This is a genomic window from Archangium primigenium, from assembly GCF_016904885.1.
Lineage (GTDB): Bacteria > Myxococcota > Myxococcia > Myxococcales > Myxococcaceae > Cystobacter > Cystobacter primigenius.
The window spans coordinates 6,012,030-6,031,626 of the sequence record NZ_JADWYI010000001.1 but is presented as its reverse complement, the minus strand read 5'-3'; the positions used below and the strand labels follow the sequence as shown (position 1 = coordinate 6,031,626).

The 19,597-nt window shown below is 68.7% G+C and carries 22 protein-coding genes; 18 read left to right on the top strand and 4 right to left on the bottom strand.

The features are described 5' to 3' along the window. The first annotated feature begins 2 nt into the window (after positions 1-2). Positions 3-1,043, top strand: a complete 1,041-nt coding sequence (menC, locus tag I3V78_RS24725; protein ID WP_204490902.1) for an o-succinylbenzoate synthase — start codon at positions 3-5, stop codon at positions 1,041-1,043. Next, positions 1,040-2,506 (top strand): o-succinylbenzoate--CoA ligase, encoded by a 1,467-nt coding sequence (gene menE, locus I3V78_RS24720; RefSeq protein WP_204490901.1) that lies wholly within the window; start codon positions 1,040-1,042, stop codon positions 2,504-2,506. The genes menC and menE overlap by 4 nt, the downstream gene beginning before the upstream one ends. On the opposite strand, the gene I3V78_RS24715 is transcribed toward menE, so the two are convergent. After that, the gene (locus tag I3V78_RS24715) at positions 2,490-2,867 is read right to left on the bottom strand and encodes an STAS/SEC14 domain-containing protein (protein WP_204490900.1); all 378 of its coding nucleotides are present in this window, start codon (positions 2,865-2,867) and stop codon (positions 2,490-2,492) included. The genes menE and I3V78_RS24715 overlap by 17 nt on opposite strands. Positions 2,868-3,079: 212 nt before the next feature. On the opposite strand from I3V78_RS24715, the gene I3V78_RS24710 reads away from it, so the two are divergent. Further along, the gene (locus I3V78_RS24710) at positions 3,080-4,153 is read left to right on the top strand and encodes a PilT/PilU family type 4a pilus ATPase (protein ID WP_204490899.1); all 1,074 of its coding nucleotides are present in this window, start codon (positions 3,080-3,082) and stop codon (positions 4,151-4,153) included. A 4-nt stretch (positions 4,154-4,157) separates the two neighbouring features. Here the strand turns inward: I3V78_RS24710 and I3V78_RS24705 are convergent, their stop codons facing one another. Then, positions 4,158-4,757 carry a hypothetical protein gene (locus tag I3V78_RS24705; protein ID WP_204490898.1) on the bottom strand — a complete coding sequence of 200 codons (600 nt, stop codon included), beginning with the start codon at positions 4,755-4,757 and terminating at the stop codon, positions 4,158-4,160. A gap of 15 nt (positions 4,758-4,772) precedes the next feature. Next, entirely contained in the window at positions 4,773-5,135 is a 363-nt protein-coding gene (locus I3V78_RS24700; protein ID WP_204490897.1) for a cupin domain-containing protein, read from the bottom strand. A 138-nt stretch (positions 5,136-5,273) separates the two neighbouring features. Here I3V78_RS24700 and I3V78_RS24695 point away from each other — a divergent pair, with 138 nt between their 5' ends. Both I3V78_RS24695 and I3V78_RS24690 read left to right on the top strand, forming a co-directional pair. Next, a complete protein-coding gene (locus I3V78_RS24695; protein WP_204490896.1) occupies positions 5,274-5,603 on the top strand; it encodes a PilZ domain-containing protein in 330 nt (109 codons plus the stop codon). A 66-nt stretch (positions 5,604-5,669) separates the two neighbouring features. Further along, positions 5,670-6,266 (top strand): hypothetical protein, encoded by a 597-nt coding sequence (locus I3V78_RS24690; RefSeq protein ID WP_204490895.1) that lies wholly within the window; start codon positions 5,670-5,672, stop codon positions 6,264-6,266. A 66-nt stretch (positions 6,267-6,332) separates the two neighbouring features. Here I3V78_RS24690 and I3V78_RS24685 read toward each other — a convergent pair whose 3' ends face one another. Then, the gene (locus tag I3V78_RS24685) at positions 6,333-7,088 is read right to left on the bottom strand and encodes a hypothetical protein (RefSeq protein ID WP_204490894.1); all 756 of its coding nucleotides are present in this window, start codon (positions 7,086-7,088) and stop codon (positions 6,333-6,335) included. Between the two features lie 306 nt (positions 7,089-7,394). Between I3V78_RS24685 and I3V78_RS24680 the strand changes: the two genes are divergently transcribed. The 13 genes from I3V78_RS24680 (at position 7,395) to trmD (ending at position 19,491) form a co-directional block, all read left to right on the top strand. Next, a complete protein-coding gene (locus I3V78_RS24680) occupies positions 7,395-8,063 on the top strand; it encodes a class I SAM-dependent DNA methyltransferase (protein WP_204490893.1) in 669 nt (222 codons plus the stop codon). Between the two features lie 126 nt (positions 8,064-8,189). Continuing rightward, the gene (gene icd / locus I3V78_RS24675) at positions 8,190-9,485 is read left to right on the top strand and encodes an NADP-dependent isocitrate dehydrogenase (protein ID WP_204490892.1); all 1,296 of its coding nucleotides are present in this window, start codon (positions 8,190-8,192) and stop codon (positions 9,483-9,485) included. A gap of 22 nt (positions 9,486-9,507) precedes the next feature. Next, positions 9,508-10,443 (top strand): malate dehydrogenase, encoded by a 936-nt coding sequence (mdh, locus tag I3V78_RS24670; protein WP_204490891.1) that lies wholly within the window; start codon positions 9,508-9,510, stop codon positions 10,441-10,443. 261 nt (positions 10,444-10,704) lie between these two features. After that, positions 10,705-12,582, top strand: a complete 1,878-nt coding sequence (sdhA, locus tag I3V78_RS24665) for a succinate dehydrogenase flavoprotein subunit (protein ID WP_204490890.1) — start codon at positions 10,705-10,707, stop codon at positions 12,580-12,582. 17 nt (positions 12,583-12,599) lie between these two features. Continuing rightward, positions 12,600-13,433: a succinate dehydrogenase iron-sulfur subunit gene (gene sdhB, locus I3V78_RS24660; RefSeq protein ID WP_204490889.1), complete on the top strand. Its 834-nt coding sequence runs from the start codon at positions 12,600-12,602 to the stop codon at positions 13,431-13,433. A gap of 246 nt (positions 13,434-13,679) precedes the next feature. Beyond that, positions 13,680-14,843 (top strand): ADP-forming succinate--CoA ligase subunit beta, encoded by a 1,164-nt coding sequence (gene sucC, locus I3V78_RS24655; protein WP_204490888.1) that lies wholly within the window; start codon positions 13,680-13,682, stop codon positions 14,841-14,843. 24 nt (positions 14,844-14,867) lie between these two features. Further along, on the top strand, positions 14,868-15,767 hold the full coding sequence (sucD, locus tag I3V78_RS24650) for a succinate--CoA ligase subunit alpha (protein WP_204490887.1): 900 nt from the start codon (positions 14,868-14,870) through the stop codon (positions 15,765-15,767). Between the two features lie 39 nt (positions 15,768-15,806). Then, on the top strand, positions 15,807-16,250 hold the full coding sequence (ndk, locus tag I3V78_RS24645) for a nucleoside-diphosphate kinase (RefSeq protein ID WP_204490886.1): 444 nt from the start codon (positions 15,807-15,809) through the stop codon (positions 16,248-16,250). A gap of 154 nt (positions 16,251-16,404) precedes the next feature. Further along, positions 16,405-17,568 carry a dual-specificity RNA methyltransferase RlmN gene (gene rlmN / locus I3V78_RS24640; protein ID WP_239576574.1) on the top strand — a complete coding sequence of 388 codons (1,164 nt, stop codon included), beginning with the start codon at positions 16,405-16,407 and terminating at the stop codon, positions 17,566-17,568. 88 nt (positions 17,569-17,656) lie between these two features. Beyond that, positions 17,657-17,911, top strand: coding sequence for a 30S ribosomal protein S16 (gene rpsP / locus I3V78_RS24635; protein WP_204490885.1), 255 nt, complete (start codon positions 17,657-17,659; stop codon positions 17,909-17,911). A gap of 25 nt (positions 17,912-17,936) precedes the next feature. After that, positions 17,937-18,215 (top strand): KH domain-containing protein, encoded by a 279-nt coding sequence (locus tag I3V78_RS24630; RefSeq protein ID WP_204490884.1) that lies wholly within the window; start codon positions 17,937-17,939, stop codon positions 18,213-18,215. Then, on the top strand, positions 18,212-18,757 hold the full coding sequence (gene rimM, locus I3V78_RS24625) for a ribosome maturation factor RimM (protein WP_204490883.1): 546 nt from the start codon (positions 18,212-18,214) through the stop codon (positions 18,755-18,757). The genes I3V78_RS24630 and rimM overlap by 4 nt, the downstream gene beginning before the upstream one ends. After that, complete coding sequence (trmD, locus tag I3V78_RS24620) at positions 18,757-19,491, top strand: tRNA (guanosine(37)-N1)-methyltransferase TrmD (RefSeq protein WP_204490882.1); 735 nt, start codon at positions 18,757-18,759, stop codon at positions 19,489-19,491. Before rimM ends, trmD begins: the two co-directional genes overlap by 1 nt. Positions 19,492-19,597: the final 106 nt, after the last annotated feature.

Genomic DNA, 19,597 nt, shown 5'->3' with positions numbered 1-19,597 from the left:
CCATGCGGATCATGGAGGCGACCCTCGAGCGCTCGCGCCTGGAATTGCTGCAACCCCTGAAGACGGCGGGCGGGACGTACGTGGCGCGCGAGGGCTTCCTCGTGCGCCTGGTGGACGCGTCGGGCCGGGTGGGGTGGGGCGAGGCGATGCCGCTCGTGGAGTTCGGCACGGAGTCGCCGGAGGCGTGTGAGCGGGTGCTGCGGGCCTGGCTCGCGGCGTCGGGCGACGGGACGGACCCGGCGCTCCCCGAGGGACATCCCGCCGCCCGGCATGCGCTGGAGCAAGCCCGGGTGGATCTCCTGTCGCAGCACGAGGGGCTCCCGTTGAGCCGGTGGTTGTCGCCCGAGGCGCGCGAGGAGGTCCAGGTCAACGCGCTCCTGGGCGGCGCGACCCCGGAGGCACTGGCGCGGGAGGCCGGGCACGCGCGGGACTCGGGATACGAGACCTTCAAGCTCAAGGTGGCGGGCCGTCCCTGGGAGGAGGACACGCGGCGGTTGGAGGCGGTCCAGGACGCGGTGGGCCCGACGGGCCGGGTGCGGATCGACGCCAACGGTGGCTGGACGGAGGCCGAGGCGACGCGGGCCCTGGACGCGTGGGCGGATCGGGGGCTGGAGCTGTGTGAGCAGCCGGTGGCGGCCGAGGCGCTCGAGGCCCTGGCCCGGGTGAGCGCGCGCGCCCCGTGCCCCATCGCGGCGGACGAGGCCCTGGCCGTGCCCGGCGCCGCCGAGCGGCTGCTCTCCCCGCCCGTGGGGGTGCGTGTGCTGGTGCTCAAGCCCATGGTGCTCGGGGGGCTGTTGCCCGCGTTGGCGCTGGCGCGCGAGGCGGCCCGGCGGGGCGTGGCGGCGTATGTGACGAGCGCGCTGGATGGCGTGGTGGCCCGGGCGGGAGCCGCGCACCTCGCGGCGGCATTGCCGTCGGGGCGCCATGCCTCGGGGCTCGGGGTGGGCCACCTCTTTCGAGACGAGCCGCCGGAGCATCCGTTCCGTCCGGTGCGCGGCCGCATCGTGTTGCCGCGGACGCCGGGCCAGGGGGTGCCGCGATGACGGAGGCCTGTCCCATCCGCGAGGGGGCCGGTGCGCACCCGGACGCCCTGGCGCTCACGTTCGCGGGCCAGGGCTGGACGTACGCGGCGCTGGACGAGGCCGTGGGCCGGTGGGTGGCGGCGCTCCGCGCGCGGGGCGTGGGGAAGGGCGAGTGCGTGGGCGTGCTCTCGACGAACCACGCGGCGCTGGTGCACCTCTTCTTCGCGCTCGGCCGGGTGGGGGCGGTGCTGGCCCCGTTCAACGCGCGGCTCACGCCCTCGGAGCTGGGGCCGATGGTGGAGGACGTAGCGCCCCGGCTGTTGCTGGCGCTCTCGCCCTTCGTGTCCCTCCTGCCCGGCGCCGAGCCGCTGGAGTCCTTCGCGGACACGGTGGCGCGGGCCTCCCCGGACTGTCCGCCGCTGGAGTCCGGGGCCGCGCGCGTCATCCTGTTCACCTCCGGCACCACGGGGCGGCCCAAGGGCGCGGTGCTGACGGAGGGCAACTTCCGGGCCTCCGCGCGCGGCTCCCGGGCGAACCTGGGCGCGCACCCCGCGCCGCGCTGGTTGGGCACGCTGCCGCTCTTTCATGTCGGCGGGCTGGCCATGCTCACGCGCACCGCGTACGACGGCGGCTGCCTGGTGCTGCGCGAGCGCTTCGACGCGGACGACACCAACCGCGCGCTCGACACCGAGGGCATCACCCACGCGAGCTTCGTGGCCACCACGCTCGAGCGGATCCTGGACGCGCGCCAGGACGCGCCCGTGCCGGCCTCCTTCCAGTGCGCGCTGATTGGCGGAGGCCCCGTGCCCGCGCCGCTGCTCGCGCGCGCCCGGGCGGCGGGCATCGTGTCGTTGCAGACCTACGGCCTGACGGAGTCGTGTTCCCAGGCGGCCACCGAGCGCCCGGACGAGGCGGATGGCCTCACCGCGGGCCGGGCCCTGCCCGGGCTGGAGGTGCGGGTGGTGGGACCCTCGGGCGAGCCGCTCGCGCCGGGCGAGGAAGGGGAGCTCGAGGTGCGCGGCCCCACGGTGATGGCGGGCTACTGGAACCGGCCCGAGGCCACGCGCGAGGTGTTGCGCGAAGAGGGCTGGCTGCGCACCCGGGACCTGGGCCGGCTGGACGCGCGCGGTCGGCTCACGGTGCTCGCGCGCCGCACGGATCTCATCCTCCGGGGCGGAGAGAACGTGTACCCGGCGGAGGTGGAGAAGGTGCTCGCGGATCATCCCTCGGTGCGCGAGGCGGCGGTGGTGGGCGTCCCGCATGCGCGCTGGGGCGAGGTGCCGGTGGCCTTCGTGGTGCCGCGCGACGGGGCGCCGCTCGCCGCGGACGTCCTCGAGGCGTGGTGTCAGGAGCGCCTGGCGCGCTTCAAGCTCCCCACGCGCCTGCTGCCGCTCGACGCCCTGCCGCGCAACGCCATGGGCAAGGTGGAGCGCGGGGCGCTGCGTCAGCGGGCGCTCGCGCCGGGACTCACTCCAACTCCATGAGCCAGCGCCACGCTTCCTCGTGATCGTGGAAGCGCCGCAGCATGCGATCCATGCCGCTCTGCCGCGCGATCCGGTTGAGCTGCAGCACCGTCATCTCGCTGCTCACGATCTCCGCGATGCGCTGCATGCCCGCGCGCATGGCGGCCTCCTGGCCCTGGCGCAGCACCTCGGCGGCCTCGGGCGACGTGGCCCGCAGCTTCCGGAAATCCGACAGCACGCGAATGCTCCGGCCCTGCGCGATCAGCTCGCTCGCGTCCTCCAGGGCCTGCTCGATGAAGCGCCGCATCTCGTCCTCGCGGATGCTGCCCTCCAGTGTCAGCTCCATGAGCGCCCGTTCCTGGTCGACCTGAATCTTGAACACGGGCGCGCTCCTCCGGCGGCGGGGTGACATCGCGGAAGTGGATTTTTCCATCCACGGGCTTCCGTGCACGGACTCCACGCGCGCGGGAGATAACACGGGGCTGTTGAACGACGAGCGGAAAGCGAGGCCCGCGCGCCGCCAAGGGCGTCAGGTTCTTGGAGGTGGCGGGAAGCTTTCCTACACTCCACGCCACACGGGAGAGAGCGAGACGAGTGGATCAGGCAACCTTCAACAAGCTGCTCACGGTGGGCGTGCAGAACGGCGCCTCGGACATTCACTTCCGGCCGGGAGATCCCCCCATCTACCGGGTCAACGGCGTGCTGCGTCCGCTGAAGATGGAGAAGCTGCATCCGGATCACACCCGGCAGGTGGCGCTGCACGTCATCTCGGATCCACTCACCAAGTCGCAGATCGACTCGGTGCAGGAGTACGACACCTCCTACGGCCTGGCGGGCGTGGCGCGCTTTCGCGTGAACCTCTACCGGCAGCGCGGCACGCTCGCGTGCATCCTGCGCATCATCCCGGACGAGATTCCCTCCATCGACGGGCTGGGTCTGCCGCAGGTGCTCAAGTCGATCGCCAACAATGATCGCGGGCTCGTGCTGGTGACGGGAGCCACGGGCTCGGGCAAGAGCTCCACGCTCGCGGCGATGATCGATCACATCAACCGCACGGAGAACCTGCACATCCTCACCATCGAGGACCCGATCGAGTTCATCTACAAGAACGTGAAGTCCTCCATCTCCCAGCGGGAGATCGGCCCGGACACGGAGAACTTCGCCACGGCGCTGCGCGCGGCGCTGCGCCAGGATCCGGACGTCATCCTGGTGGGCGAGATGCGCGACACGGAGACGATCGACATCGCGCTCAAGGCCTCGGAGACGGGCCACCTGGTGTTCTCCACGGTGCACACCACGGATGCCTCGCGCACCATCAACCGGCTCATCTCGGTGTTCCCCGCCGAGGAGCAGTCCATGGTGCGCATGCGCCTGGCCGACAGCCTCCGGGCCACCATCTCGCAGCGGCTCTTGCCCAAGGCGGACGGAAAGAGCCGCACGGTGGCGCTGGAGATCATGGTCCAGACCAAGTCGGTGGAGGAGTACATCCGCGAGGACCGCGCCAACGAGCTCAAGGACGTCATCGAGAAGGGCCGGGACATGTTCGGCACCCAGTCCTTCGACCAACACCTGAGCCAGCTCTACCGCGAGGGCGTCATCACCCTGGAGACGGCGCAGAGCGCGGCGAGCAACCCGGCGGACTTCCAGCGCGCGCTCGAGTTCGAGTGAGCGGCTACGTCCAGGACACGAGGTAGGAGCACCGCGCGCCGCCCCGGTCGCGGCAGCGCGCGGTCTCCAGATGGACGAGCGAGGCCGAGGGCTCGAAGCGCCGCGCCAGGGTCAGCAGCAGGCTCTCGTCGAAGCAACACGGGTAGGGGACCGAGCACTCGCAGAGGAGCTGCTTCTGCTCGGCCATGCTCCGGGTGAGGTAGTGGCCGATGCCCTCCTGCATGACACCCGTGAGCGGATCGAACAGGGGCCGTCCCTCGAGGCCATGGTTCATGTGGTAGGCCATGTCCAGCCGCTGGAACGCCGAGTGGATGTCGACGACGTCGGGCGGGTAGAGGGCGTGCATGGGGACGTAGGCGGCGGCCTGCCGCACGGCCACCTCGCCCATGTCCCGCCGCACCCGCTCCAACACCCGCAGCTGGCTCACCATGGGGTACCAGTGGCCCAGCTCGAAGCGGATCAACCCGTCGGGCCCCGAGGTGCCCAGGCCCTCCTCGATCATGTACCGGTTGGCCAGCCGCCAGAACGAGCCGAGGCCCGAGATGATGTTCTGCAGGTTGTTGCCCCGGACCTGGAAGCGCGCATACGCGTCGAAGGAACGCATCGAGGCGCCGGGCCGCTAGCGGACGAGGTTGAAGAAGGACTTGCGCAGCCGGGGCGTCTTCACGTCCCAGAGGATGCGCTCGCCCTGCCGGATGAAGTAGCTGTCACCCGGACCCAGCGTGCGGGTGGTGCCCGTCTCGTCGGTGAGGGTGACCTCGCCCTCCAGGATGGTCGCGTGCTCGGTGAAGGGAAAGACGATCTCCACCTTGCCCGCGGTGGCCTCGAAGATGCCCGACGTCTCGCCCTGGGACTGGTGCTCGACATGGAGGGTGAGCCGCACGTCACCCTCCAGCACCTTGCCGCCCAGCGCGTCCGCTCGGGCCTGGAGGGGAGGGCGCTCGGCGGCGGGCGGGGACATGTTTGGGGTGTAGATCTTCATCCAGGATCCTCGGGTTGGGGAGACAGCGGGTGGGAATTCATCCACGAACCTCGGGGTGCTGCCAACCAAGGGGGATGGACGAATGGGCGGAGTGCAATAAACTCGGGAGCGCGAGGCGTGCACTCCCCAGGAGCGTGGATGTCGAACGAGCACGAAAGACGCCGCTTCCGGCGCTACCCCCTGCGGATGCGGGCACGCGTCCGCCACGAGGCCCAGGAGGTGGACGCGGATGTCCTCAATGCATCGCTGGGCGGATGCCTGCTGGTGGCCCACCTGAACGTGAGCGCGGGCGCCACGATCGAGGTGTCCATTCCGCAGCTCCAGGTGCCTCCCACGGCCATGTGCGTGGTGCGGTGCGCGCCCACGGAGGGCGGCTTCCTCATCGCCACCTGCTTCGAGGCGCCGCTCGCCGATGAACCCTCGCTCGCCCAGGCGGCGGCGTCACCGCTTCCCCCGCGCGCCAACTAGCGCGCCCCGTTGTTCCGGTCGCAGCGTTTCATCTCAACCCCCGTACGTCGTGAAGGCCCCCTGACTATGCAGACCTTTGAGCAGTTCTCGGATGTGAGCGTGTTGGGCTCGAATCTCCAGGCCATCGTGGATGGCTTCGGCACCTTCTCCATCCTGGGCAACCGCATTCTGTTGGATGAGGGGCTGGGCAACGAGGGCCGCGATGGAAGCATCAACTTCCAGAAGGATCAGTGGTACCCGCTGGCCACGTTCCTGCGCGCCTTCGATCGCATCGGCAAGGAGTTTGGCGGCTACATGCAGCGCCAGGTGGGCCTGTCCATTCCGAAGAACGCCCTGTTTCCGCCCACGGTGGTGGACATCGACAGCGCCATCCAGGCCATCGACGTGGCGTACCACATGAACCACGCCATCAACGGCGTGCCGCTCTTCTCGCCCGCGACGGGCCGGAAGACGGATCGCATCGGCAACTACGGCTACGAGCGCCAGCCGGGCAAGAAGCTCATCGTCAGCCGGTGCACCACGCCCTATCCGTGCACGTTCGACGAGGGCATCCTCACGTCCATGGCCCAGCGCTTCGATCGCACGTCCTCGGTGACGCACGTGCCGGGCGCGTGCCGCTCGCGCGGCTCGAGCCACTGCATCTACCACATCGCCTGGAAGTAGCCCGCGCGCGGGCGCGACCCGGGGGGGGGGCCTCCGTCGGTGCGACGGAGGCTCACGCCCGGCGCCTCAGGCCGCGCTGCTCTTGTTGACGGTGCGCATGCGCACGGTGGGCATCACCGCGGACTGCGCGCCCGGCTGCTGGCGCTGGGCGTAGGCCATCCACTCCTCGAACATGCGGTGGAACAGCTCGAACACCTGGTCCACCAGCCCGAGCGCCTCGCGCTCCATCTCGGGGGACATCTCGATGGCCGACACCTTGGCCTCGATGTCCTCGGTGCCCATGGCGTGCCCGCTCTCCAGGTCCTTGTGCAGGGCGCCGAAGTAGGCCAGCGTCTCGCCCGTCGACTTCTCGAACTCGGTCGCCAGCGCGCTGAAGCGGGTGAAGGCCACGTCGCCCGTCGCCTCGATGGCCTCCACGACGGCCATGCGCACCGCGGGGGTCGTGTTCTCGATGAGGCCCATCAGGCTGTAGATGGTCTGCCGGGTCTTCTGGCGATCATCGCCCCACAGCAGGCGCAGCGCCCCGTTGAGGTCCAGCTGCGCGTTGAGGCCCAGCGTGCGCAGATCCTTGAGGTACATGCCCCAGTGGTGATCGTCCTCCTGGCTGTGCACGTTGATGAGGTGCTGGATGGGATCCTGCGAGCCCTCGTCACGCAGCGCGTACTTGTTCACGTCCGAGAAGCCCATCACGAACGGCGCCATACAAGGCACGAAGCTGAACCGCCGCCGGGGCTCCACGCTCGCGTCCTGCACGAACATCATGAGGGCGGACTGGTCCAGACGACGCTTGTTGCTCTCGATACGGTCCGTGATGCGCTTCATGGTGGGTCTCCTCTAAGTGGGTGGCCCTTGACCCCCCGAAACGAATGGTGAACGGGGGAGGGTGACTTGCGTGGACTGCTTTTCCCCCCGGCCAGCGACTGAACGAGCATGTGTATAAAGGATTTTTCTGGGCTGGTCAAAACCTACCCTGCTTTTTGCCGCTTTTTGTCGTCTATCCCTGTTTTTACATGTCGGGCAAGGTAGGTTTCTCCTCGGACCTGAGGGGTGGACGACACCAGACCTGGAAGAATGGGTCGTCTCTGACTCACCACGTGAAAATGACCCACCCCCCTGAGGAAAGCGGACATGAATGACGGAAGCGATGGCGGGCGGCAAGAAACAGGCGTGCGGCGGGCCTTCGGGCAGATCGCCGAGGTGTACGAGGCCTTCTTCCCCATGCTCGGCCGGTACGAGGGGCGGGTGGAGGCGTTCCTGACACGGGCGGTGGGTCCGGGCATGCGGGTGCTGGACATGGGGTGTGGGCCGGGGCTGTTCACGCGCGGGCTGCCGGAGGACGTGGAGGTGGTGGGGCTGGACGTCTCCCCGGAGATGGTGGCGGTGGCCCGGCGCGCGCGGCCCGCGGGGCGCTACGCGCAGCACAGCTACCACCACCCCCTGGACCCGGCCTGGGGGCGCTTCGAGGTGGCGCTGGCGGTGGGCTGCCTCGACTTCTGCGAGGACCTGCCCGGCGCGCTCGGGCACCTCGCCCAGGCGCTCCAGCCCGGGGGGCGCCTGCTCTTCACCGTGCTCGAGCGCCGGCCCGGACTGGAGGCCCACACCGAGGCGCGCGTGCCCGTGCCCCAGTCGGAGCCGCCGGTGGACTTGTGCTTCTGGTCCTTCGCCGAGTGCGCGCGGGCACTGGAGGCCGCGGGGATGGTGCCCGCGCGCTACACGCATGCGCCGGGTTGGGTGCGGCTGGGGGACGGGCGGGTGATGCACTTTGGCTGGTGGGAGGTGATCCGCCAGGACGGGTGACCCGGCGGGACTGGCTCCGATAAGTCGGGCCGCTCGCAGGGCAGCCAAACTCCTTGACGCCAGGGGCCCAAGGCGCAAAGCATCCGCCGCCCGTAAAGTCCCCCCTACCCATCAGGAACTTCGTTCATGGCCCCTCCGAGCGGCGAGAAGATCACCCTGCAGAACGGCAAGCTGACCGTGCCGAACCACCCCATCATCCCCTACATCGAGGGGGACGGCACCGGCCGTGACATCTGGCGCGCCTCGCAGAACGTGTTCGACGCGGCGGTGGAGAAGGCCTACGGCGGCCAGAAGAAGATCTCCTGGTTCGAGGTGCTCGCCGGCGAGAAGGCCTTCAAGTCGGTGAACAACTGGCTGCCGGACGAGACGGTCACGGCGTTTCGCGAGTACCTGGTGGGCATCAAGGGCCCGCTGACGACGCCGGTGGGCGGTGGCATCCGCTCGCTCAACGTGGCGCTGCGCCAGATGCTCGACCTGTACGTGTGCCTGCGGCCCGTGCGCTACTTCAAGGGCGTGCCCAGCCCCGTGAAGACCCCCGAGAAGGTCGACATGGTCATCTTCCGGGAGAACACCGAGGACATCTACGCGGGCATCGAGTTCGAGGCCGGCACGCCGGGCGCCGCCAAGGTGCTGGAGATCCTCAAGAAGGAGTTCCCCAAGGACTTCGCGAAGATCCGCTTCCCCCAGGACGTGGGCCTGGGCCTCAAGCCCGTGTCGAAGGAGGGCAGCGAGCGCCTCATCCGCTCGGCCATCGACTACGCCCTGGAGCACAAGCGCAAGAGCGTGACGTTCGTGCACAAGGGCAACATCATGAAGTTCACCGAGGGCGCCTTCCGCAAGTGGGGCTACGAGCTCGCGGCGCGCGAGTACGGTGACAAGGTCTACACGTGGGACCAGTGGGAGGCCACCAAGGCGGCCAAGAACGAGGAGGCCGCCAACGCCGAGCAGAAGGCGGCGCTCGCCTCGGGCAAGGTGCTCATCAAGGACTCCATCGCGGACATCACCCTGCAGCAGGTGCTCACGCGTCCGGACGAGTTCGACGTCATCGCCACGCTCAACCTCAACGGTGACTACCTGTCCGACGCGCTCGCCGCGCAGGTGGGCGGCATCGGCATCGCGCCGGGCGGCAACATCAACTACCTGACCGGCCACGCCGTGTTCGAGGCCACCCACGGCACCGCGCCCAAGTACGCGGACCTGGACAAGGTGAACCCCGGCTCGGTCATCCTCTCGGGCGAGATGATGCTGCGCCACCTGGGCTGGAACGAGGCGGCCGACCTCATCATCAAGGGCATGGACAAGGCCATCACGAACAAGACCGTCACCTACGACTTCGCGCGCCTGATGAACCAGGAGAAGCAGGCGGGCGTGTCCGAGGTGAAGTGCTCGGAGTTCGGTCAGGCCATCATCAAGAACATGTAGTCGTCACGAGGAGACAATTCACATGGCGAAGAAGAAGATTGGTCTCATCGGCGGCGGTCAGATCGGTGGCAACCTGGCCCTGCTCGCGGTGCAGAAGAACCTCGGTGACGTCGTCCTCTACGACATCCCGGCGGCCGAGGGCCTCGTCAAGGGCAAGGCGCTGGACATCAACCAGCTGTCCGCGGTGGACGGCTACGACAGCCGCGTGCTCGGCACCACGGACTGGAAGGACGTGGCCGGCTCGGACGTCATCATCATCACCGCCGGCGTGCCCCGCAAGCCGGGCATGACGCGCGAGGACCTGCTCGACGTCAACCTGAAGATCATGCGGGACGTGGCGGGCAACATCAAGCAGCACGCCCCCAACGCGTTCGTCATCAACGTGGCCAACCCCCTGGACGCGATGGTGTTCGCGCTGCACAAGATCGCGGGCCTGCCGGACAACATGGTCGTCGGCATGGCGGGCGTGCTCGACACCAGCCGCTTCAAGTGCTTCGTCGCCGAGGCGCTCCACACGTCCATCCGCGACGTGGAGGCGCTGGTGCTCGGCGGCCACGGCGATGACATGGTGCCGCTCGTGCGCCACAGCACCGTGGGCGGCGTGCCGCTCACCGAGCTGCTGCCCAAGGACAAGCTGGACGCCATCATCGACCGCACCCGCAAGGGCGGCGCCGAACTGGTGGCCCTCTACAAGACGGGCAGCGCCTACTTCGCGCCCGCCGCCAGCTCCATCGCCATGGCCGAGAGCTTCCTGTTCGACCGCAAGCGCGTGCTCCCGGCCGCCGCCCTGCTCAAGGGCCAGTACGGCATCAACGACTTCTTCTTCGGCGTGCCGGCGCAGATCGGCGCGGGCGGCGTGGAGAAGATCCACACCGTGGAGCTCAACGAATCGGAGAAGGCGGAGATCGCCAAGTCCTTCGCCTCGGTGAAGGGCACCGTGGAGCTCGTCAAGCTGTAGCTTCCTTGCCTCCCCGGCCCACCCAGGTCCCTCGCGCGACGAGCCGTTCGCGAGGGACCGGGCCGAGGGGGGCTGATGCCGGAGATGGCGTGCCCTTATCCGCGTGATCCGGTAATCTTTGCGGCTCGCTGAATTGATCAGTTAACTAGTCCAGAAGGCTTGCACTGGAGGTCCGGCGAAGGGCGCCCGAAGAGGGCGCCGCGGAGCCGGTCCATGCCCCTCGCGGGGCGTCGGGCCCATCCAGTCCTCAAGGAGAGCGGCATGGCAGCAGCGCGATTCACGGTCGTGGGCGGCGGACTCGCCGGGCTGATGACCACCATCAAGCTGGCGGAGGCGGGACACCAGGTCGACATCCTGTCGCTCGTGCCGGTGAAACGGTCCCACTCGGTGTGCGCCCAGGGTGGCATCAACGGCGCGGTGAACACGAAGGGTGAGGGGGACAGCCCCGACATCCACGTGAAGGACACGCTGCGCGGCGGAGACTTCCTCGCCGAGCAGGTCTCCGTGAAGGGCATGTGCTACGCGGCCCCGGGCATCATCTACCTGCTCGACCGCATGGGCGTGACGTTCAACCGCACGCCCGAGGGCCTCTTGGACTTCCGCCGCTTCGGCGGCACGCTGCACCACCGCACCGCCTTCGCGGGCGCCACCACCGGCCAGCAGCTGCTCTACGCGCTGGACGAGCAGGTGCGCCGCTGGGAGGCCGAGGGCCGCGTCACCAAGTACGAGTCCTGGGAGTGGCTGGGCACGGTGAAGGACGGCTCGGGCCGGTGCATCGGCAGCGTGGCCATGGACCTGCGCACCAACGAGGTCCGCGCGTTCCCGGCCGAGGCGGTGTGCCTGGCCACGGGTGGCCCGGGCATCGTGTTCGGGCGCTCCACCAACTCCATCATCAACACGGGCACGGCCGCGGGCCGCGCCTACATGGAGGGCGCGCTCTACGCCAACGGCGAGTTCATCCAGGTGCACCCCACCTCCATCCCGGGCGAGGACAAGCTGCGCCTGATGAGCGAGTCGGTGCGTGGCGAGGGGGGCCGCGTGTGGGTGCCGCGCAAGAAGGGCGACACGCGCGACCCGCGGCAGATCCCCGACAGCGATCGCTTCTACTTCCTCGAGGAGAAGTACCCCAAGTACAAGAACCTCGTGCCGCGCGACGTGGCCACGCGCGAGATCTTCACCATCTGCCGCGAGATGGGCCTGGGCATCGGCGGCCGTGACGCCGTGTTCCTCGACGTCACGCACATCCCCGCGCAGAAGCTGACCGAGAAGCTCGGCGGCGTGATGGAGATCTACGAGAAGTTCGTGGGGGACGACCCGCGCCACGTGCCCATGCAGATCTTCCCGGGCATGCACTACTCCATGGGCGGCCTGCACGTGAGCTTCGAGGCCGACAAGAAGACGATGACGCCCCTCGTCGGCAGCCCCGTCAACCACTCCACGCGCATCCCCGGCCTCTACGCCGCGGGCGAGGCCGAGTACGCCTACCACGGCGCCAACCGCCTGGGCGCCAACTCGCTCCTGTCGTGCATCTACGCTGGCATGATCTCCGGCCCGGCCATGGCCTCGTTCGCCAAGAGCCAGTCCAAGAGCGCCACGGACGCGGACCACCAGAAGTACTTCGCCGAGAGCAAGAAGTACTGGGAGGACCGCTTCGCCTCCATCAAGAAGATGGACGGCAAGGAGAACGCCTACGGCCTGGCCAAGGAGATGGGCGATCTCATGACGGAGAACGTCACGGTCGTGCGCTACAACGACCGGCTCCAGAAGACGCTCGAGAAGCTGCGCGACCTCAAGGACCGCTGGAAGAACATCAACGCGCTGGACACGGGCAACGTGGCCAACCGCAGCATCTCCTACGCCAACCAGCTCTGGAACATGTTCGAGCTGGCCGAGGTCATCACCAAGAGCGCCCTCATGCGCGACGAGAGCCGCGGCGCGCACTACAAGCCGGACTGCTCGCTGCCCGAGCCCGCCACGAAGGACCCCACGCAGGATCCCAACTGGATGGGGCTGTGGAAGAAGCGCCACGAGAAGTGGGCCAAGACGACGCTGGCCGCCTACTCCCCCGAGACGCCGCAGATCAGCTACGAGGACATCCCCACGCCCGTGCTCGATCCCGAGCCGCGCTGGTACGCCTGAGCGACGGAGACAACCACATGGACAACGCGACCACGACACAGGCGCCGGTCAGCACCCGGACCAAGAAGGTCACCTTCCGCATCTGGCGTCAGGACGCTCCGGATCAGCCCGGCCGTTTCGACGAGTTCGAGCTGGAGTGCCGCCCGGGCGCCAACGTCGTCTCCTGCCTCATGGAGATCCAGCGCAACCCCGTCACCAAGGACGGCCGCAAGGTCGCCCCGGTGGTGTGGGACGCCGCGTGCCTCGAGGAGGTGTGCGGCAGCTGCGCCATGAACATCAACGGCCGGGTGCGCATGGCCTGCTCGGCGCTCATCGACCGGCTGGTGGGTGACGGCGAGGCCGTCATCGAGCTCAAGCCGATGAGCAAGTTCCCCGTCACGCGTGACCTGTCGGTCAACCGCGACCGCATGTTCGACGCCCTCAAGCGCGTCAAGGCGTGGATCAACATCGACGGCACGCACGACCTGGGCCCCGGCCCGCGCCAGTCCGCCGAGGACCATGGCGTCATGTACAAGCTGTCCACGTGCATCACGTGCGGCAGCTGCCTGGAGGCGTGCCCCCAGGTGACGATCGACAACGACTTCATGGGCGCCGCCGCCATCAGCCAGGCGCGGCTCTTCAACATGAACCCCACGGGCAAGATGAACGCCGAGGAGCGCGTGCGCGGCCTCATGGGCCCGGGCGGCATCCAGGACTGTGGCAAGGCCCAGAACTGCGTGAAGGTGTGTCCCAAGGAGATCCCGCTCACCACCTCCATCGCGGTGATGAACCGCCAGGTGACCAAGCAGATCATCAAGGACATCTTCTTCAACCAGGACCACGAGAAGAAGGCGTCGGGCGGTCCGGGCTAGTCCCCGCGCGCCCCACCCACGCGTCCCCCTCTTAGTCCCCCTCTTAGAGGTGTGTGGTACCCGAGGCTCCGTGTCCGGCCTGTGTCCGCCGGCCCGGGGCCTCGGTTCTTTCCGGTTCTCTTGGCCTGGGCCCTTGACAATAGGGCCTTGCCAAGCGGGCCATTCTGCGCGAGAGAGGCAGCCGTCCCGGGGCAAAACGCCTCCGGGTCACAGACTCGCGCGTTACTCGCGTCACCCGGAGCTTCGATGAAGATCCACGAGTACCAGGGCAAGGAAGTCTTCCGGAAGTATGGCGTCCCCACGCCGCGAGGCATCCTCGCGCACACGCCCGAGGAGGCCGAGAAGGCCGCCCAGGAGTTGGGCACGGCGGTGGTGGTGGTCAAGGCCCAGATCCACGCCGGTGGTCGCGGCAAGGGCGGCGGCGTGAAGCTCGCCAAGAGCCCCGCCGAGGCGAAGCAGCTCGCCCAGCAGATGCTCGGCATGAAGCTCAAGACGATCCAGACCGGGCCCGAGGGCCAGACGGTCAACAAGGTCTACATCGAGGAAGGTCTGGCCATCGGTCAGGAGCTCTACCTCGGCGTGACGCTGGATCGCGCCACCTCGCGCATCACCTTCATGGCGTCCCGTGAGGGCGGCGTGGAGATCGAGGAAGTGGCCGAGAAGCACCCGGAGAAGATCCTCCGCGAGGCGGTGGATCCCATCTCGGGCTTCCAGGACTTCCAGGGCCGCAAGCTGGCCTTTGGCCTGGGCCTGACGGGTCCCACGGTGAACAAGTTCGTGCAGTTCTGCGCGGCGCTCTACCGCGTGTTCATCGAGTCGGACGCCTCGCTCGTGGAGATCAACCCCCTGGTCATCACCAAGGAGGGGGGCGTGGTGGCGCTCGACGCGAAGGTGGACTTCGAGGAGAACGCGCTCTACCGGCACAAGGAGCTGCAGGCCTACCGGGACCTCGCGGAGGAGGAGCCGCGGGAGATCCAGGCCAAGGAGCACGACCTGGCCTACATCGCGCTGGACGGCGACATCGGCTGCATGGTGAACGGCGCCGGTCTGGCCATGGCCACCATGGACACCATCAAGCTGGTGGGCGGCAGCCCGGCCAACTTCCTGGACGTGGGCGGCGGCGCGAGCAAGGAGAAGGTGACGGCGGCCTTCAAGCTCATCCTCGCCGATCCGGCGGTCAAGGCGGTGCTCGTCAACATCTTCGGCGGCATCATGAAGTGCGACATCATCGCCGAGGGCATCATCGCGGCGGCCAAGGAAGTGCAGTTGAAGATCCCGCTGGTGGTGCGCCTCGAGGGCACCAACGTGCAGCAGGGCAAGGACCTCCTGAGCAACTCCGGCCTCGCCATCACCCCCGCCGACAACCTCCGCCAGGCCGCCGAGAAGGCCGTCGCCGCGGTGAAGAAGTAGTCCCAGGCAGAGAAAGGTCAAGCCATGAGCATCCTCGTCAATGAGAACACGAAGGTCCTCTGCCAGGGCATCACCGGCTCGGCGGGCTCGTTCCACTCCAAGCAGATGCTGGAGTACGGCACCAAGCTGGTCGGCGGTGTGACGCCGGGCAAGGGCGGCACCGACTTCGAGGGCAAGGTCCCCGTGTTCAACACGGTGGCCGACGCGGTGAAGCAGACCGGCGCCAACACCTCGGTCATCTTCGTGCCGCCGCCCTTCGCCGCCGACTCCATCATGGAGGCGGCCGACGCGGGCATCTCCCTCATCATCACCATCACCGAGGGCATCCCCGTCAACGACATGGTGCGCGCCAAGCGCTACATCCAGGGCAAGCAGGGCGTGCGCCTCATCGGCCCGAACTGCCCGGGCGTCATCACCCCCGGCGCCAAGTGCAAGATCGGCATCATGCCGGGCCACATCCACAAGCCGGGCCGCATCGGCGTGGTGTCGCGCTCGGGCACGCTCACCTACGAGGCCGTGCACCAGCTCACCCAGCTGGGCCTGGGCCAGTCCACCGCGGTGGGCATCGGCGGCGACCCGGTCAACGGCACGGACTTCGTGGACGTGCTCAAGCTCTTCAATGACGATCCGGAGACGGACGCGGTCATCATGATCGGCGAGATCGGCGGCAGCGCCGAGGAGGCCGGTGCCGAGTACGTGGCGCGCGAGTTCAAGAAGCCCATCGCGGGCTTCATCGCCGGCCAGTCCGCCCCCCCGGGCAAGCGCATGGGCCACGCGGGCGCCATCATCTCCGGCGGCAAGGGCACGGCCACCGAGAAGATCAAGGCCATGGAGGCCGCGGGCTTCGTGATGGCCGCGAGCCCCGCCGAGCTCGGCACCACGCTGCAGGAGGCCATCAAGCGTGGCCCCCCCAAGAAGCGCTAGTTCCTAAACCCGCTGTCCCGACATACCAGGAGCCATTCCATGGCCATCGAGCGTACGCTGTCCATCATCAAGCCGGACGGTCTTCAGAAGGGCGTCATCGGTCAGATCATCGCCCGCTTCGAGGAGAAGAACCTCAAGCCCGTCGCCATCCGCCTGCAGCACCTGTCCCAGGCCCAGGCCGAGGGCTTCTACGCCGTTCACAAGGCTCGCCCCTTCTTCAAGGATCTGGTGAGCTTCATGATCTCCGGCCCCGTCGTCCTGATGGTGCTCGAGGGTGAGAACGCCGTGCTGGCCAACCGCGACCTGATGGGCGCCACCAACCCGGCCAACGCCGCCCCGGGCACCATCCGCCGCGACTTCGCCACCAGCATCGACCAGAACACGGTCCACGGCTCGGACAGCCTGGAGAACGCGAAGAACGAGATCGCGTACTTCTTCCGCGAGACCGAGGTCCACGGCTACGAGTACGCCGGCAAGAAGTAGTCCGGACGGGCTCCCTCGAGGAGCCCTGCCTGGAGCCCGGCCCGGTCCCCGCGCTCCGTCGCGGGACCGGGCCGTCGTCTTTTCCGGGGGCCATTTTTGACTCCGCCTCCCCGGATGTGGGAAGGGACGCTGTCTCCTGCCCGTTGGAACCCTGATGACGCCGACCGAGCCCTCCAGCGCCCCCGCCGAGATCCCGGCCCCCGTCCTGCCCGTCGCGGCCCCCGCGCCCGCGAAGCTCACGGAGGTCTCCAGCCTCACGCTCGAGGGGCTCACCCGCTTCCTCACCGAGCAACTGGGCGAGAAGGCCTTCCGGGCCGGGCAGCTCTACCGGTGGATGCACCAGCGCGGCGCCACCTCGTTCGACGAGATGACGGACCTGTCCAAGGCCCTGCGCACGAAGCTCAAGGAGCGCGCGGAGATCGTCCCGCTGGTGAAGGACGCCGAGCAGCGCTCGGTGGATGGCACCATCAAGTACCGCTGGAAGACGCGGGATGGCCGCTACATCGAGTCCGTCTACATGCCCTCCGCGGACCGCAAGACGCTGTGCGTGTCCACGCAGGTGGGCTGCGCCATGGCGTGCACCTTCTGCATGACGGGCACCCTGGGCCTCAAGCGCAACCTGACGCCCGGGGAGATCGTCGCCCAGGTGCACGCGGTCAACCGCGAGGTGCGCAAGAACGAGGGCCTGGAGACGCTGCGGCCCCTGTCCAACCTGGTGTTCATGGGCATGGGCGAGCCCCTGCACAACTTCGAGAACCTCAAGACGTCGCTCGCCATCCTCCAGTCCGGGGACGGGCCGAACTTCAGCCACCGCCACATCACCGTGTCCACCGTGGGCCTCGTGCCGATGATCGAGCGCTTCGGGCAGGAGACGGACGTGAAGCTGGCCATCTCGCTCAACGCGAGCACCGACGAGCAGCGCTCCCAGACGATGCCCGTCAACCGCAAGTGGAACATCGCGGCGCTGCTCGACGCCTGCCGCAAGTTCCCCCTGCGCCAGGGCCGCCGCATCACCTTCGAGTACGTGCTGCTGCGCGACTTCAACGACACCGACGCGGACGCCGCGCGGCTCATCGAGCTGCTCAAGGGCATCCCCGCCAAGGTGAACCTCATTCCCTACAACGAGAACCCCGGCCTGGGCTTCCAGACGACCATGGAGCAGCGGGCCGAGCGCTTCCGGGAACTCCTGTGCGAGGGCCACGTGGCGGCCTTCATCCGGCAGAATCGCGGGCGGGACATCGCGGGGGCGTGCGGCCAGTTGGCCAACCGGGGAGGGGAGAGCGCCTCGGAATCGGCGCAAAGCCCCGAGCTTCCTTGACAATCCGCGCGTGGGGGGGTTAAGAGCGCCCCCCTCCAAGCTGATCACCTTCTTGTCTCACCTTCAGTCTTCACCTGGAGCATCAGAAATGGCCGTTATCCTCCGTCTCGCCCGCGCGGGCTCCAAGAAGAAGCCGTACTACCACGTGGTGGCCACTGACTCCCGCAGCCCCCGGGACGGCAAGTTCATCGAGGCCGTGGGCTCCTACGATCCGAACCACACCCCCGCCAAGGTGGAGTTCGACGCGGAGCGCCTGGCGCACTGGCAGAAGGTCGGCGCGCAGGAGTCCGAGACCGTCAGCGAGCTCATCAAGCGCCACAAGCGCGCCACGCCCGCCACCTAGTCCCCCTCGGGGCTGAGTCGACAGCGTGGAGCCACTCATCCTCTACCTGGTGCGGTCCCTGGTCGATCATCCCGACCAGGTCGCCTTGCGCGCGTCCGAGGTGGACGGGGCCCGGCTCTACGAGCTGAAGGTCTCCCCCGAGGACGTGGGCAAGGTCATCGGACGTGATGGGCGCACGGTGGGTGCCCTCCGGACGCTGATCGGCGCCGCGGCCCAGAAGCATGGGCAGAAGGTCCGTCTGGAGATCCAGGACGACCGTCGCGTGCCGCCGGGCCCCGCCTCTTCCCCTCCCGACAACCCGTGACGCTCAAGCCCCATCTGGAGTTGGGCTACGTGGCACGGGCCCATGGTCTCAAGGGCGAGGTGGCCGTACGCGCCTTCGACCCGGCCTCCGAGACCCTGGACTTCGTCGAGCGCGTGCTCGTGCGCACCCGCGCCGGGCAGGAGCGCCTGCTGCGCATCGAGTCCGTGCGGCCCACCCCCAAGGAGACCCTCGTGGTCTTCGAGGACGTGGAGCGCCGCGAGGACGCCGAGGCGCTCGTGGGCGCCACCGTGCTCGTGTTCCGCGAGGACCTCGAGCCTCCGTCCGAGGACGAGTACTTCCAGGGAGACCTGGTGGGCCTCACCGCGGTGGATGCCGCGGGCAACGTGCTCGGCCGCGTGGAGGAGCTGTGGGACACCGGCGAGGTGCCCAACCTCGTCATCCGCGCCGAGGGCCGCGAGGAGCTCGTGGTGCCCTTCGCCGATGACTTCGTCTCCACCGTGGACATCCCGGGCGGCAAGCTCGTGGTGAAGCCTCCGGAGTACCTGGAGGTGGGCGGCGGCGGGCGGGACGAGGAGGCGTGATGTTTCCCGTGGAGGTGCTGACGCTCTTCCCGGACAGCGTGCAGGGCTACCTGGGCGCGAGCATCCTCGGCAAGGCCCGGGACAAGGGCCTGCTCGGCGTCACCGTGACGTACGTGCGCGACTACGCCGAGGGCAAGCACCGGGTCACCGACGACGCGCCCTACGGGGGCGGCGCCGGCATGGTGATGAAGCCCGAGCCCCTGGTGGCGGCGCTGGAAGCCGCCCGGGCCCGGGCCCCCGCGGGCACCAAGGCCCTGCTGATGAGCCCCCGCGGTCCCACCTTCACCCAGGCGCGGGCCCGCGAGCTCGTGCGCGAGCCCGGGCTGATCCTCGTGTGTGGCCGCTACGAGGGCGTGGACGAGCGGGTCATGCCCTTCCTGGACGGGGAGTTGTCCCTGGGGGACTTCATCCTCACCGGGGGCGAGGTGGCCGCCCTGGCCGTGGTGGACGCCGTGGCGCGGCTGTTGCCCGGGGTGTTGGGCAACGAGGCCTCCAGCGTCACCGAGAGCTTCGAGGAGAACCTCCTCGAGCACCCGCACTACACCCGGCCGCCCGTCTTCCGGGGCGCCGAGGTGCCCGCCATCCTCCAGGAGGGAAACCACGCGCGCATCGCCCGGTGGCGGCGCTGGCACGCGCTGCGGCTCACGCGCGAGCGGCGGCCGGATCTGTTCGCCCGCCTGACCTTGGGCAAGGCGGATCTCAAGTTGTTGTCCAAGGCCGAGGAGGAGTTGTAAGCCTCCCGGAGGCATTCTCCGAGGGAAGTGGCCTCTCCGGGCTTGATCCGGCTCCCGCCACTCTGGTAGGACGGCCCGCTCTCAAGTTTTCGTACCCCAGTCTGAG